Annotated in this window: 15 protein-coding genes; 10 read left to right on the top strand and 5 right to left on the bottom strand. The window is 37.8% G+C overall.

What is annotated here, in order from left to right:
* The first annotated feature begins 5 nt into the window (after window positions 1-5).
* Window positions 6-476 (top strand): hypothetical protein, encoded by a 471-nt coding sequence (locus tag R8N49_RS14770; RefSeq protein WP_025633942.1) that lies wholly within the window; start codon window positions 6-8, stop codon window positions 474-476.
* A gap of 243 nt (window positions 477-719) precedes the next feature.
* Here the strand turns inward: R8N49_RS14770 and R8N49_RS14765 are convergent, their stop codons facing one another.
* Complete coding sequence (locus tag R8N49_RS14765; protein WP_025633943.1) at window positions 720-1,415, bottom strand: hypothetical protein; 696 nt, start codon at window positions 1,413-1,415, stop codon at window positions 720-722.
* 210 nt (window positions 1,416-1,625) lie between these two features.
* Between R8N49_RS14765 and R8N49_RS14760 the strand changes: the two genes are divergently transcribed.
* From R8N49_RS14760 to R8N49_RS14750, 3 genes are all read left to right on the top strand, one after another.
* Window positions 1,626-2,261 carry a hypothetical protein gene (locus R8N49_RS14760; protein ID WP_025633944.1) on the top strand — a complete coding sequence of 212 codons (636 nt, stop codon included), beginning with the start codon at window positions 1,626-1,628 and terminating at the stop codon, window positions 2,259-2,261.
* A 155-nt stretch (window positions 2,262-2,416) separates the two neighbouring features.
* Window positions 2,417-3,535, top strand: coding sequence for an AAA family ATPase (locus R8N49_RS14755; protein WP_025633946.1), 1,119 nt, complete (start codon window positions 2,417-2,419; stop codon window positions 3,533-3,535).
* Window positions 3,536-3,537: 2 nt separating this feature from the next.
* The gene (locus R8N49_RS14750) at window positions 3,538-4,431 is read left to right on the top strand and encodes a DUF4435 domain-containing protein (RefSeq protein WP_025633948.1); all 894 of its coding nucleotides are present in this window, start codon (window positions 3,538-3,540) and stop codon (window positions 4,429-4,431) included.
* Window positions 4,432-4,493: 62 nt separating this feature from the next.
* Here R8N49_RS14750 and R8N49_RS14745 read toward each other — a convergent pair whose 3' ends face one another.
* The 3 genes from R8N49_RS14745 to R8N49_RS14735 all read right to left on the bottom strand — a co-directional run bounded on the left by R8N49_RS14745 (window position 4,494) and on the right by R8N49_RS14735 (window position 8,419).
* Window positions 4,494-5,765, bottom strand: a complete 1,272-nt coding sequence (locus tag R8N49_RS14745) for a phospholipase D family protein (protein ID WP_025633950.1) — start codon at window positions 5,763-5,765, stop codon at window positions 4,494-4,496.
* 352 nt (window positions 5,766-6,117) lie between these two features.
* Complete coding sequence (locus tag R8N49_RS14740; protein WP_025633951.1) at window positions 6,118-7,164, bottom strand: ParB N-terminal domain-containing protein; 1,047 nt, start codon at window positions 7,162-7,164, stop codon at window positions 6,118-6,120.
* A 10-nt stretch (window positions 7,165-7,174) separates the two neighbouring features.
* Window positions 7,175-8,419 (bottom strand): ParA family protein, encoded by a 1,245-nt coding sequence (locus R8N49_RS14735; protein ID WP_025633952.1) that lies wholly within the window; start codon window positions 8,417-8,419, stop codon window positions 7,175-7,177.
* A 254-nt stretch (window positions 8,420-8,673) separates the two neighbouring features.
* Between R8N49_RS14735 and R8N49_RS14730 the strand changes: the two genes are divergently transcribed.
* Window positions 8,674-8,967, top strand: a complete 294-nt coding sequence (locus R8N49_RS14730; protein ID WP_025633953.1) for a hypothetical protein — start codon at window positions 8,674-8,676, stop codon at window positions 8,965-8,967.
* A 296-nt stretch (window positions 8,968-9,263) separates the two neighbouring features.
* Window positions 9,264-9,515, top strand: coding sequence for a hypothetical protein (locus R8N49_RS14725; protein WP_025633956.1), 252 nt, complete (start codon window positions 9,264-9,266; stop codon window positions 9,513-9,515).
* A gap of 281 nt (window positions 9,516-9,796) precedes the next feature.
* Here the strand turns inward: R8N49_RS14725 and R8N49_RS14720 are convergent, their stop codons facing one another.
* On the bottom strand, window positions 9,797-10,477 hold the full coding sequence (locus R8N49_RS14720) for a hypothetical protein (protein ID WP_025633958.1): 681 nt from the start codon (window positions 10,475-10,477) through the stop codon (window positions 9,797-9,799).
* A gap of 135 nt (window positions 10,478-10,612) precedes the next feature.
* Between R8N49_RS14720 and R8N49_RS14715 the strand changes: the two genes are divergently transcribed.
* Genes R8N49_RS14715 through R8N49_RS14700 form a run of 4 tightly spaced genes read left to right on the top strand, consistent with a single transcriptional unit; the run spans window position 10,613 to window position 15,159 of the window.
* A complete protein-coding gene (locus R8N49_RS14715) occupies window positions 10,613-13,528 on the top strand; it encodes a hypothetical protein (RefSeq protein ID WP_225455763.1) in 2,916 nt (971 codons plus the stop codon).
* Between the two features lie 44 nt (window positions 13,529-13,572).
* Window positions 13,573-13,893: a hypothetical protein gene (locus R8N49_RS14710; protein WP_025633960.1), complete on the top strand. Its 321-nt coding sequence runs from the start codon at window positions 13,573-13,575 to the stop codon at window positions 13,891-13,893.
* Entirely contained in the window at window positions 13,886-14,335 is a 450-nt protein-coding gene (locus R8N49_RS14705) for a hypothetical protein (RefSeq protein WP_025633962.1), read from the top strand. Before R8N49_RS14710 ends, R8N49_RS14705 begins: the two co-directional genes overlap by 8 nt.
* Window positions 14,284-15,159 carry a hypothetical protein gene (locus R8N49_RS14700; protein ID WP_138058891.1) on the top strand — a complete coding sequence of 292 codons (876 nt, stop codon included), beginning with the start codon at window positions 14,284-14,286 and terminating at the stop codon, window positions 15,157-15,159. Before R8N49_RS14705 ends, R8N49_RS14700 begins: the two co-directional genes overlap by 52 nt.
* Window positions 15,160-15,217: the final 58 nt, after the last annotated feature.

Below are 15,217 nucleotides of genomic sequence, written 5' to 3'. Positions count from 1 at the left end.
CAATTATGTTTACTTATGACTATAAAAACGATTTATCTCTCTTAGCTGAAGCGTTTAAACAGAGTGAAAGCACAATAAAACTGTGGCAGAAATCAAAGCCGAAACAGGCTTTCATGTTGGATAATGCATTCAACTACTGTAATGATTACGATGAACTAAAGCTATTTGTCAACAGGCTGGTGGAATTGGAAACCATAAAAGAGGTTAACGCCGAACTAGGATTGCCTAGTGCTCCAGATCGACTTGTAGATGAAGGCTTCTCTAAGTCTGCCTATTGGAAGTGGTTTAAGGAAAACAGGCACTTGTATGTTGCGATGGTTATGGGGTATTCAGAGTTTAAGGTTCAGAACCTAGTAACCAATACTAACCAGGATTTGATAGCCAAGATACTAACTAACCTAAGTAAAAAGGAGCTGGTATCGCTCTACACCTCTGACCCAGATAGTTTAATTAAGTTAATCAATACGCTTAAGTGATGTGAATTTTTGGGGTGATATACAGTGTATATTCTAATGGGACCAGTATTGATGTCACATTGTAAATATACACTGTATATTTTAAAGGGAGCTATTTGTTAAAATAGTATACAGTGTATATTACTCAGATATCCATCTGGCATAGTGTTCCAGAACTCTTGATTAACTATTAATCAACATGGTTGTTCAAAAAAAAGTATTAGAATATACAATGTATATTCTTAATCTAAAGTGTTTTAAATACTACAATTTTTCAGAATCAAGCGCGTAAGTACCCATCATAGTTGCATCAGCCGAACTGTTTTTCATACTTATGAAAACCACGGACTTACTTTTATCGAATTGGTCATTCGTGCACCCAATTAGACAACGACCCACTTTATGTGGTTTTGTTAATTTGTATATTCCAATGCCGATAGCATTGATTGCTCTAGCGAAACTCTTAGATAGTCCTGCCATAATCAACTTGTTGGCCATTTCGGACAGCTCCTGAGCATATGAATCTGTCATGTTTTCTGCCTTTATCTTTATCATTGAGCTCGAACCAAGCCACCAGTTGTTGTAAGCACCAGACTTACCTTGTGCGAGGACAATGTCTTCGATTGTGTACTCAATACCGAAAATGGTGAGTATGATACAACCACGAATGGCAAAATTGAGTTTACGTGGAATGTCATCCATATAGGTATCTGCTATTGCACCTCCTAGGCCGTTTTCTTTGGGCCAATTTACATTTGACACTAGCCAGTTAGAAACTTCATGTGACCCCTTCCTGCCAGCAAGTACAACCAATTTTGCTGGCTCCTTGTGACAAGCGTTGTAGCAACGGACTCCATCATAAGGTTGACCATGGGTGATACAATGGGATTGTTCTATGAAATTGATATTAGTTAAGCCATCGAGATTAAATTCAAATGCGTTTGAATGAATGGTAGCCACAAAATACTCCTTAGAAAAAGCTCACTTGCCGATACGAATTAATGAATACAGATAAATACTTTCGGAATAACTAATAGTTCATAAGTAAACAGAATGTAAGGTGAGCCTAAGAAAAAAGAATCTAAGTTTGAGCTCTGTTGATACAAGAATGATCTAAGCTTGTTTAGATGAATTAACAAAATAATAGTAAAATTAAGATAAGGGAGATCCATGGAAGGATTGGGTATTATTGTCTTTAACGGTATAGGGATGCTTCTGTGTTTCTCTATTGGTTCTTTCGTTGCGTACTTTGGTTATAAAATTTTCAAAAGAGGCGCCTCGTTAAAGGAAGAGGAGCAACTAATCGAATGGAACAATCTCAAGGTTTCATCAAAAGGTGGAGGAGCAATAGTTACATCATGTTCAGCAATTTGGGCAATTGTGGGCTTATATGTTAGCCCTGGCATTTCAAATACTCCAAATGGGCCGGATTATACATCAATTCATAATAAACAGAATATAGAACTTAAGGTTGCAAGTGCGTACGTTGATGACCCTGAATCTATATTGGATAACCCTGAAGAGTTAAAAAAGTATTTTTCCGAGAGTTTGTCATCAAGAGACTATGACGTTGGAATTATTCACGTGAATGGCCGAATTGGAAGGTTGGATTCAGACTCAACAAACTACTTGGTTGATAGTTCAGGAAATACGACCTTAACAGCTGAGGCAGAAGGGGAGTTTGGTAAAGTACTAGTTTTATTCAGACCAAAAGTTAATGAAAAAAATCAATTGATATTTGATGCAGATGCTTTGGTTAAGAATGTGGATATAAATCGTCTAGATAAAGTAAAGAGTTCAGACTAATAAATCTTTACTATTCAAGCTACGTTGGTCTTTGGTCATTACCCATAAATCACTGAATAACCCACAGAAACAGAAATACCCAGAATCAATATGCACTTTACGACATTACCTCTAATGGTACAATGCGACATAATTTTCAATAAAAATACTACAAAATGTTCCTAAGAATAGAAAAAATTACAGTTAAGAATCTGTTTGGTTTTTTAAACTATGACATTGAACTTCCAGAGTCCGATCATGTGGTTATTACAGGCCCCAATGGCTATGGTAAGACTATGCTTCTCAAATTGATTCATAATGCTATCTCAAATAACTACAAAGAATTATCTAAAATAAGTTTTGATACATTCGAACTGAAAACCAATCTTGGTCTTGTCCGTTACTTCAACTCAGAATCTGGTATGCAGATCGAGTCATTTCTTAATGACGCAAAAAAGATCATCATTCCTTCAACCCAAAACTTGTCTGAAGAAAAGGTATTTGATTACAGAAAAGCTTTTTCTATTCTTATCCATTCTGTACATCTGAATGACGAAACTGAAGCATATAGCATCATTACAAAGCAAAGAGCGTTTCTAGAAGATAAAATGAAGTTTGCGCTAAGTAAATTGCACAAGCTTGACCAGTTGGTTTATGACTTATTTTCATGCATTTCAATAGAATCACACGAAGTTCAAAATAACGCATTACCGTACATGCAGAAAGAGAGGATAGTTGGCCTACAAGACCTGTTAGCACCTTACACTCGTTTCGGATTGCTACCAAAGTCGAGTAAGTATCTCGAATTGAATGACTTAAACCTTGTATCAGACTACACCATTAACTTGAGTGATAAATTGGATGAAATATTCTATGAAGAATCTTTGCATGAAGACTTTGTAGGACGTTTGAGCGAGTTCTCGAAGCTAATTGAGAAGAAAAAGTTTTCATTTAAAACTATAGCAGTTAACCCGGAATACGGCTTCGCATTCTTCAATCATGTTGGTGCTAATATACCTTTAGAAAAGTTGTCTTCAGGCGAGAAGAACCAAGTATCTATTTTCTTTGATCTAATTTTCAAAGCAGAAAATGGTGCAATCATTTTGATAGACGAACCTGAGGTATCTCTACACATTTCATGGCAGAAAGACCTCCTTAATGAGTTCTCTCAAATATCAAAGTTTAATCACTACTCACAGCTTATAGTAACAACGCATTCACCGGATGTGATTGGTGATGAATGGGAAAGTTCAATTGACCTCTTTGACAAGCATGTGATTGCAAAGAGTAACTAGTTATGTCGAGTTTAAGAGATGCTACCAGAGAACGTAGCGATGAAACTAAATTTAGCGCTCTGCTTTTACAGGTCCAAACTGACCACGTAGGCAATAGGATTATATTTGTTGTTGAAGGCGACTCCGATATTACTCTGTTTAACATGGTGTTGAGAAATACAGAGTTCTTTTACTGCACTCCAGCAAGTGGAAAGGCGGATGTCATAGAAGCTGTTGATAGGCTGAGGACTCGTATTTCTAATCAAGTTTACGGTATAGTCGATGCAGACTTCGACCACGTACTAGAAAAGACTTACAACGATACATTTATGACGGACGTGCATGATGCAGAAATTATGATGCTTCATGATGAATTTATCACAGATTTTATAACTGAACATACACAAAATCATATTCTGGGTCCGATGCAGATCGATGAAGTTGGTCAGAGATTAATGAGTAATCTGATGAGCGTCTGTAATGAAATCGGTCTTGTAAAACTCGCTTGTAGGTTGCTGAATTTGAATGTGAGATTCAAAGGTATGAACTACTTTACTAGCGAAGCTGTGACGGTTAACGATTTTAATGTGTCAATAAACATTCAAATCTTAATCGAAGCTGCAATCAGAAGAAGTCCGAGAGTAGAACAAACTCATTGTATCGACATATACAATAAATACGTAGAGTTAAATCAAGCTGGTTATTGTATATATCAGACCGCGAATGGGCATGACTTTTGCCAGTTGCTGGCTCAAGTGTTTAAGCAACCATTATCATCAGATAGAAATGTAACTGTCAAAGGGGTAGAGAAGTATCTTCGAAGCAAATATACAAAGGAGAACTTTGAGCGGACTAATTTATATGAGCAAATGATTAGACTTATTGAGACCGATGCAGAGGTAGAAGAAGTAGCGTAGTTTTTAGGATATCATATTGCCTCATTTCAACAGAAGTGAGGCGTCAATAACTATAACTTTCGTTACTCACTTACTTGAACAACTTTGTTGCCGAAGTATCTTAGTACTTTAGTTGTCCTACCGTTGATGACTGGCAAATCTTCTTTGTTAATCCATCCAATTAGCTCCTGAACATTAGATTTTCCGAATTGGTTCAACTTATACTCACTATCGTATATGCAGTTTGCCATACGTGTTACAGGGTCTCCAGTGCCGTATAGTAGGTATATCAGAGTCTTTTTTACCCTCTGTTCTTCATTACTTCCCATAAAGCTCTCCTTTAATGTATTGAGGCCACCTTTGTAGAAGCGAAACCGGTCATGGAAAGAGTGCAGAACGCAAAGTGCCTCAACTATATCAATCATTGAAGCTGATATGATTGCTTCCTTTGAACCGAGGACTTTTTTTATAAGGGGATAATTATGCGGAACAATGCGATCCTCAAAATGTTCCCATTTTGTATTCATCCATTCATTAATAAGTTTTGCCGTTTTAGACCGTTGTTGTTCATCCCATCCAAGAGGTTGGTGCTTCCAAGTGTCTTGAGTGGCATAGAAGTCGCGAACAAAGCTGAAGAATGAGTCAATTTCTAATCTTAATGGTATTAAGTCACCGTTAACTTTTCTATCGAAGGTTTTGTAGATTTCTACTATTCGATTAAAAGCACTAACTGATTCTTGATATGAACGCTGGTATGTATCTTGGAAAATAGACTTCTGTGATGCTTTCTTTTTACCGCGATTGATGTTCGAGAAGTTCACATCCCCCATGGTGTCGATGACATCGTGTTCCATGTCATTTAATAGTTTATTTGCATGATAGTACTTGTTATAGATACTCCGATAGCATTTGACTGCATCTCTATTGAGCACTTTTGCGTCACGCCAGTATTCACTGAATAACTCTTGCAGTTCTATAAATCTATGATCTTCCGGGTGGATGCCAATCATAACTTCTTGATTAGAATATATGGCGGATCGAGTTAGATTCGCTGAACCCAACAAGATGGACTTATCACCAAAAATGTAAAGCTTAGGATGGAATGAGTTGGTCGTGAAGAACCTAGCTTCAACCTTATTATTGTTTAGTAATCTATCTAGTGCAGATGGTGAGGTTGGAAAACCAAGTCGCACAATGATTTTTAAATTACATCCTTTTCCAAGGACCTCATCTATAACATCAAACTCTGTGAAAAAAGCTGAAGCAATGAATAAGTCCATTCCATCTTCTATATGATCTGTGATGCCATGTTTAATGAAATCATTTTTTGAAGTTCGATTAGTATACAAGTCCATTGGTTTGCTCTCATCACTCTCTTAAAATAGTACAAGCCATTGAGGTTGATAAAAGAGTAACTTATATCAGTAAAAGGATACACTGGCCTAAAGAATTCTGTGGCTACAAGCTTATTTTCGCAAGTTTGGAGTTGATCAAGTAAAGATATTAGGGGAGGGGGAGTTGTATATTTTCTGGTTTGAAAAAAAGAACCCCCTCCTACGCAAAAGCGTAAGAGGGGGACAGAGATAAACGCTTGGGGGCAATTTAACTCCGAAGCGAATTATATACAGGTTTACAGCTTAGTTCAAAGAAAATGACACTATAAACAGTTAAATGCCCAATTTTTCAGCATGATAGATAAACGCCACACTATATGGATAATCCCCAATCTCCTAAAAGCTGATCAAGCTGCTGCTTTTGCTCATCGCTTATATTTTTAACTGTGAAACTGAACTCACCTTTCAAGGAGTCATGTTTTACGTGAACTTCAGAGCCGTTATCAAGTTTCTTCTTAAGTTTCTTTGGCTTTGTCAATGCATCTTGCCCTTGATCCTCATCATGCTCGGCATAGCTGTATGACAGAATCTTTTTTACGATTTGAGCGTTGGCGTGTTTAGCACTTAATGCTGTAAGCCTTAGGTTTTCTGTCTCTTCTAATAAAGATGAGCAAAAATTTTCAAAGCCTGATTTTTCTTTATCAGAAAGGCTAGTTATTTTCTTGTCTAATTCAATTATTGAAGGTCTTCCTAGATCAGGAACACTAGGAATGACATCTATTAGCCATTTTGGTAGCTCTGCCGCTTTTATACCAGCTGAGACTAAGTTTTTGTCATAGCCTTTCTCGGTGGCAATCTGAATATTGTTCAAACCTTGTTCTTTCTTGAGGTTCAGCCATTGCTTACCTAACTCATAGAGAGACATGGGTCTATGTGTATTACTTACTTCAGATAAAGACTGCTTACTTTCGCGTGTAATATTTTGACTTGTAGCATAGATCTTAAAACCGCGCTTACTGTAGAAACAACCGCTTCTGCGTTGAGAGCCATCAATAACTTCATAAGTGACACCCCCTTGTGAATCAGTGTGTTTTATAGCAAGACCGGGATAGAGTTGACCCTTATCAGAGATCTTGTTGGTAATATCTATAACTGACAGCCGAGACATAATTGATTGATCTCGAACATTATCCTCTGATACGAATGTTTCGGCTTCAATTTTATCAAAAGGAATTTCGACCAGTTGAAACAAGACTTCTTGGCCATCAACCGCAATTTCTAGTTCGGATACTCCTGCTTGAGCTGCCTCGTTAAGGAGTTGCTCCTCTTTCGTTGTGATTGCAACACTATCTGATGATAACTTCGAGGTACGATTACCACCTGGTGTATAAGCTTGGACATTTCTTCTATGACTTGACATGGTGCCCTCTTTATAAATCGATATCTTTTAAGTGATCTTTAAGCTCATTTGCTAAATCAATTACTGAGTCCTTAGAGTCACGTAGCTGTCGAGGGATACAAATACCTTCGCTAGAAGCGACATCTAGTACTGTTCGATAATTTTTGGCTGCGGTATCAAAAGCATTTGAGCGAATGATGTAGTTATTGAATACCATGGAACGGTACTCATCTTTGATACGATTTGATAGCTCAGTATCTCGGTCTTTCTCTTCTTCGACGTTGGTACGGGCAATTTTAATCCAACGAATACCTTCTGAACCTTCTGGCAAAGCTCGAACCTGGTTAGGTAAATTATCCAAGAATTGAGTTGTGGAGCTCCAGTCGAGAGCCTTTGGAGATACTGGTACCAACAAACCATTACAAGCGTACAGTGCACTCCAAGTAAGCGGGTTGATTTGAGGTCCTGTATCAATAAAGATTAAGTCGTATTGGTTACGAATAGGGTCGATAACTCGTTCTTTTAATCTTGGAATTAGGTTTTCTTCTCCGAGCCAATGTAAAGACGAAAATCGCTCATCCTCAGGAAACGCTGGCATGATTCGAACATTAGGTAAGAAGGTATTAAGGATTGCTTCATCAATAATATCCTCATGACTTAAACCATAATTCACGAAATTTTGATATAGAGAATCTTTACCCTCAAGATCCGCTGTCATAATGTCAACGGCAGTGAGTTGGTCCAGATCATTTTGTTTGTATTCCTTAGATTGAGCGAACAATTTAAGTGAACCCTGTGGATCTAAATCAATGATTAGAATGCGGATACGTTCAAGGTGCTGTAAACCTAATGCCTGAGCCAGGTTAATAGTCGTCATGGACTTACCTGTACCACCTTTCTGGTTCTGTACATTGATAATATGAGTACCACGATTAAAATCAGACCATTTTGGCTTACCAGCTAAATCGAGAATTTCATGAATATAGTCTGGCGAATACGCATACTTACCACGGATCATTTCAGGTGGTTGATAGCCTTGCTCCACCCAATCTTCTTCCTTTTTCTTAAACGTGTTGACAGAGTCCCAGCCACACATTTTGCTCATTTTGGTTTGTGGAACTGAGTGATTAAGAATGACCTTGCTGACTTCAAACTGTTCATCGAGTACAACCTTCGATTGCTGAAGGATGTTTGCTCGACGTTCTGACTCGGTACGACTTACGCTCTCGTTTGCTTTTTCCAAATTCTGCAAAACGGATTCAGTGACTGATGACATTGTGACTCTCCATAAAATTGACAGTCACATTGTCAATTAACAGGTGATGACTGTCAATGATAATTAATGGGTATCAATGATATGTTGAGGCTATCATTTTTATTTGAGGCTTTCATCACAGAATCCTAATGAAAAAAGTCAAATACAGTGCGAACAGAATCTATAGGTTGATTTTGTCGCTGTATATGGTCAGATATCTGAGTGTACAGAAACACAATGTATAAGCTAAGCTATTAATAAATAGAGAAAAAATAATGAGCGACATTAAAGAGCAATTGCTAGTATTTTTGAGAGAACGGACCGCGGTAGAGGCTGTTGTGTCTCCGAGTGTTTATGTAAAAAGTACTGCAATCCCACGCGAAGATAAGTTAGAAATTGTATTACATCGGCAGTCTACTCCATATAACAGTAAACATTTCATTGATGTGATGATAGAAGTACCTTTAGAAATCAACAGAAAAAATTACGAAATTATTAAGAGCTGGCCTATGTGCAAACTAAACGAATACTCAGATTCTAGTATGTTATTAGTGAAACGCGAAGACTAAAAATCTTGAGTTGTTGAGTAAAGTATGCTTAACGTATATAGTTAAGCATACTTTACAAAGATAGGTTTCTTGTTACCGTGACTAAAGACGAATACATTGAGTGCTATAAACGAAAAGGTTGGACTACAGCACACCTAGCCAATCGGTGGGGGTTTAGCAAGGTAAGAGTCTACCAAATTGCAGAGGAAGTTGAGCTAGGGCATAGTAAGAAACAAGCTCATATAGATATGCTTAACGGGCTACCCAAAGCGCCAAAATCTATTCGAAAACCCTATAAAGAAAACTAGGAGAAGCTTGTGAAAAGGCTTGAGAATGTAATGGAGAATAACAACCTAGCTTTGAGCTTTGGTCCTGCAATAGACTTCTTTGTTGACTGGGGCTTCAAGATAGCGCTTTTAATTTTTGTAGTGGTGTTTATTTCATCTCTAATCACTACTTACTTCAATGGTGCACTACATACTAATGCTCTGTCTGTATTTGGATTGACAGGTTATTTAATCGCTAGTGCTATATATCAAGGCCTGAACGATCATCATCGGGGATACTAATATAAATTTTTCATTTGGCGCTATACAAGAATTGAATCGCGTTCCGTCGCCGGAACGCTGTGAGTCAAAACAAGGTCAAACGTGATATGACATTCAAAGCCGTGCTCCGTTCGGAGACCATTTACTAAGTTGGTGCTCCTCTTTGTTTGGTTCATTTGATAGTGTTTTTGCCTGAGGTTTTTGACCAAGCAAAGCACTTCTTGATCGCTGCTTCTACGATAGATATTTCTACAAAACTACCACTTGTTTAATCCTCTTCGGTATCAAGTGGCATTAGCCATTTATTGAAAGCACCCTAAATCTAACAGTTGCCTTTTTATTTCAGCGAACTGGTCAATGTCAATTATGCTTAGTTGCAGCATTCTATTTGTAATGAATTTTGGTGTTACGTTCATCTGTAAAGCTATCTGCCTCAAACCAATATCTTGACTCAAGTAATTCATCAATTGCTCGTCACTCGAACTGTTCCAGCTATTGGTGGAACGAGGAACACTTTGAGTGATAGTAGTGTTGGTCGAGGTTGCATTTTTCGGCAATTGTTTAGGTTTAATTGATATTTGGTTCTCTGTGTTGTGGCATAAAGAACTTATGCTTTCTACTAGCCCAATTAGACCGTACTCAAAATGAATGTATGGAGTGAAAGTGATAGAAACTATAGATGCATTAGATAGTATCGACTTCGCTAAATCCATTTCGTTGCATTTGTTTTTAGGGATCAACAAATTTATCTTGCCTTCACATTTAGTCTCGATACCAATTACAAGTCCGCCTCTTTTTTCGTGCATTGCATCACTAATAACACCAGCAAAAGTACATTTGGGGCTAAACTTTGATACTCGTTTTCGCCAAGCGTCTCGGTCACGACTTTGCAGTGAAGTAATATATTGCTGACTTGTAGAGGCTGATTTTGGTCCAACAGAGATAATCCATTTAATGAGTGATGGCCAATTTGAGATTTTCATGAGCTGTACCTGAAGGATAATTACACAGTATAAATACCACATTAACACACGCGCGAGTTGAAATAAATCGAATTTATAAAGATTATGGAATATAGTAAATATGTCATTTGAGGATAAATAACAAGGTCTAAAATTATGGTTTATAGCTATATCATTACCCGAGATAGAGAGCGTATTGTAGACAACCTAATGGAACACGGTGAGTTTTCTAATGGTTCAATTAAAGGTAAAGAGTTAAGCCTTGATCATCCATTAGCAAATGAGATGGTAGATACCTTAAAACTAGTGCCTCAAGGCATGGCCAATACCTATTACACCCTTCACCATTTGAAACAGCAAGATTGGGATGTGACTCATGAAAATGGTTATGAGAACTCTCTCATTGCGAGCTTTAGTTTAAATGGAAACCTAAGTTCACTTTTAGATAAAGTCAAAAGTGGAGAGGGGTTTAAGGTAGAAACGAATACCTTCCAGGAGTTCATTGAATCGAATCAAGGTATCGATTTAATCGTAGATTTTCAAAATACGATCACTCAGTCTGATTGTTGGACACCCCAAGGAAAATTAAACAACCCATTAATATCGAACTTCACTGTGGATATGGAGCGTCTTTCAGAGTGGCCCGGCATGCTCGAAGCACTAAATAATCTAGGTATTGATTCAACAAATTTAGAAAACGCTATTAGTGAAATTGGTTTAGAGTCTGCTCTGGAGCTTTGTAAAAGACCAGAAGTACTTTTAGCTTATCAATATAGCCAGGGAAGATTTGCAGACTTGCCAAAGAAGAATCTACCCGGTGCAAGATTTATTCAGAATTTAGATTTAGTAGAAATTGCTGAAGAGTACTTGAAGTTCACTACTGCTCAAAAGCTTGAGGGCGTTGAACCAGACTTTAAACAGTTTTTGTTAGAGCAAGGGGAATCATTAAATGACAAAATTGATAGCGCCGTTAAATCACAAGTTTTATCGTTTATGAATGAGATGCAGCTCGATGACTCCAAAGAAAGTATTGAGTTACTAGACGAAACTGCAACAACACTATACAAACAATTAGATCCGCGAAACGAATTAATGGGCTTAAGGTACCACCTTGAAAAATTACTAGACGTATATACAAAAGAATCAGAAGTAGACCATGAAGCTCTATCATTACAATTAAATTTGCAGTTGGATGAGTACAGTGAGAGGGATGCTTTCAATACTTGGTTATTAAACAACATCTTAGAATGCAAGTTAGAGCCGAGTGTAGAACTAAAAAGTAAACATGAAGCTATGGCCTTCCTTGAAAACTCCAATAATGTCACTATTCCGCAGATGATGGCAGCATTAGTACATTTATCTAACCAAGACCTTAGTAAAATACAAGCGACCCTGGATGGTGAGCTTGTTGGGCCAACTAACCATACATCTGAGTATTATGCGGACCTTATTAAAAAATTTGAAGGGATAGTATCCCAGTTATCGGTGGACCAAGGTATTGATGTATCAAAAGCAAAGGAAGATGTATTCAGTAGAATAGTGGAATCTTTATCGCTAAACAAACCTGTTTCGCAAGAAGCTTTGAGCGATAGTTTATCGAATGAATTATACCAGCTAGCTGAGGCTACAAGGTTTTCGCCAATAGGTTCTGAGAAAGCTGACCCCATTCAAAAACTGACCATAAAAGATGTTCGAGCAATCATTTTACCTGAAGCAGTAACTGAGCCTGAAATTATCGATCAAATGTTGGCAATAGAGAAGCTGAGGGAGGAAGGCTTTAAAGGTAAAACTATTCTTTACAGTGAGCTCGAGCGTGATGGTAAAGCTCAAGCTGTACATTCTTTTATAAAACATAATCCTGACACGTTAAGAACAATAGGTGCTGCTCCCACTTCCCAAGTAGATCCTGAGCTGGATATCCCCAAATCAATAAAGATTCTTGAAGAGATTCAGGCTAATCACCCTTACTTAAAGATTCGTGTACATGAAACGATAGATTCAATGAACTTTCTTAGTAATGATCTGAAAAGTTACAGCTCTACACTCGCTGGGGTTGCCCACAATGGTGAAATGCATGTGAATCTACAAAGTGAACATAACGCATATGAGTCAGGACTTCGAAAGACTATTGCACATGAAGCGGTACACTTGGGATTTAAGAAGATGTTCACAAACTCCGAGTATGTGGACCTTATGGAGACTGTTTGGCAAAACATTTCCACTGAAGACAAGGCTACAATAAAACAAAACTATGGGCACCTTGATGAAAACAAGCCTCTAGATAGACGTAGCCTTGCGGAAGAATGGTTAGCTATGAAGGCTGAAAGTATTGATCTAAGAGATATTGATCGTATACAGCCAGTTATTAAGGTTTCATTGGTTAACAAGCTCCAAGGGTTTAGGGATTCTGTTCTCAAGAAATTAGGCAAGGTTACCGAGACCTCTTTAAATGTGGATGAGCTCCTGGTAAACGCGATTAAAAAGGCTGGAGAGTTCAACCAGTTCATTGATGGTAAAGTAATTGATCAAGGTTTGGTCGTTAGAAAAACAGGTTATGTTGAACATGAGCATCAGTCGTTTGACCTGTATCGTGGTTATAAAGCGAATTTAGACGCTGGTAGAAATTTATCTACAGAGGTGCAGATTGCAGCTAAACAAGACTTTATCCATAAGTACTCGAACAATGGGCACATTAAACTCTTAAATATCACTTTCGATAATAATAATGAACCCAAACTTGAAGGTAGTCAGTTAAGCCTACCGTACTCTGCAAACCCCAAGGACCTTCTTGAGATATTAAGGCAGGTTGAGGTAAGTTCGTGGACAGGTAAACCATCTTTGCATTCTAACATAAGTACTGAAATAGAAGCTGTTGACAGGGCTGAAGCAACTCCACCAGCAGTTGTTAAAGCCAAGCTTGGTAATATAGTTAATGAGTTCACTATAGATACATCTGTGAATAATGAAATTCTCAATAAGCTTTCTGGACCAGTAAAAGACAAGTGCAAACAAGTAGACGAAAAAGTTAAACAAGAGGTTGACACTGATATGAATTTAGGAATTGGATTTTAAATTGTATATGCTGTAACCTATTATAAAACAACAGGAGGCTTCCTATGGTTGCTGCAATTGCTCTTCTTCCATTACTTGGTGTTATAGCGGCTATTTTTTGGGGGTTGAATATGTACTACACACTCGTTCCTAACTGGTTAATTCCAGTAGTGTGCGTCGTGGTAGTCGCCTCAATATTCCAAATTAAGGTGACATACAAAGAACTAAATGAATCGGAAATAGATAGTTTTATTGGGCGGTTCTTGTTCTCAATACATCGAACAGTTCGACAGTATATGAGAGCGGCATTTATGCCAGTTGTACCTGATTTTAGTTTTGTAAAACAAACCCTCAATATCATGACGAAACGAAAAGATGATGAATAAGAAATTAATGTTAGCTGTAATGTTGAGCGCCTCCCTTTTCGGTTGTGCTCAAAATGATAGTCTTGATCCAGTATTTGGTTTTACTGGTGAATATGGTGCTGGTGGTACAAGAATCCCTAATAATCCAGCATACTTAGTTGATCCTGGGTTAACTACTGAAACTGAACTATTTAAGATATTCGGTGAGCCCCAACTAACCCAAAGTTTCCCATGGGGTAGAGTAGTTACTTATAGATATTGGGAAAATAAAATTGGGTTGCCGATGTATGAAGAGTATGTTGACTTTGTTTTTAACGATAGAGGTTTCCTTGATAAGGTGGCAACCTATTCTCAAAGGGGCTCTAAGCGGGTTGAAACAAATCAATCCAAAATGATAGAGAGAGAAGAAGAGTGTCCAAGTCACTACACAGTGTGCCAGTCATACGAAAACTTCAGTCATTAGAATCCTCACTTCATGCGTTTGCTCACTCCTTAGAGCAAACGTACTTTAACGTTCAGTTAAACAATCCCTCTGACATCAAACCAATTAAAGCGGTCATTAGAGCTATAACGGCGATCACTTACGATGAATACCAATCAGGACGAGAGTTAAACCAGTTACCTGGAGTGGTCTTCATTCCTGAAGATGTAGTTCCCAAATTACTAGAAGTAAATCATGCCAAAAAGGCATTTTCAGACGCTGTAAAAGAAGCTAAGGCCTCGAGTAAATGCAAAAGCAATACTGCCGCATTGAATTATGTAAGAAAATTATTAACAGAGATAGGCATGCAAAGGGTTCACTTTAAACAATGTGAACGCTTGCTGGTGGTAGAAGAGGCGCTACCTAAAAAAATAGTTTTTTATAACGAATCAAAAGGGTGGGGTAACCAAAAGAAATACTCAAAAGAAGAAGCGCTTGAGTTAGCTAAAGAAATCATTGATAACGGTTCTGATAGCTTTGACATCGTTTCTAAGAAAATTGCAGAGATTTCTGATTCGGAGTTTCTTGTGCACCGGACGCCAAGTCCAACAAGTATTAAAGCGAACATCACTAGATATGTACCAGGAGTGGGAGAGAAAAGTCATTCAAGAGTTGCTTCGTTACCAATATTTGTTGTAACTACCGATATGGATTCAGCGAGAACGGTACTCATTGGTTCTATGGTTTCGATTGAGTCTACCCCAAAGTCTAAAAGACTGGGGTCTAGTAAAGCTCGTAGTAAGTTTGAAGAGCAACCCTATATCTCAACTTTGCGTCTATATCGATATAAGCCCGAATATAGATAGAAAAATTTACAAACCAATCTATAATATATGATATTAAATTGGAGGGTTAGAGATGCAC

The sequence above is a fragment of the Vibrio sp. 1978 genome, assembly GCF_033344345.1.
Note: the sequence above shows the minus strand (reverse complement) of the source record. Positions and strands in the feature narration are given on the sequence as shown.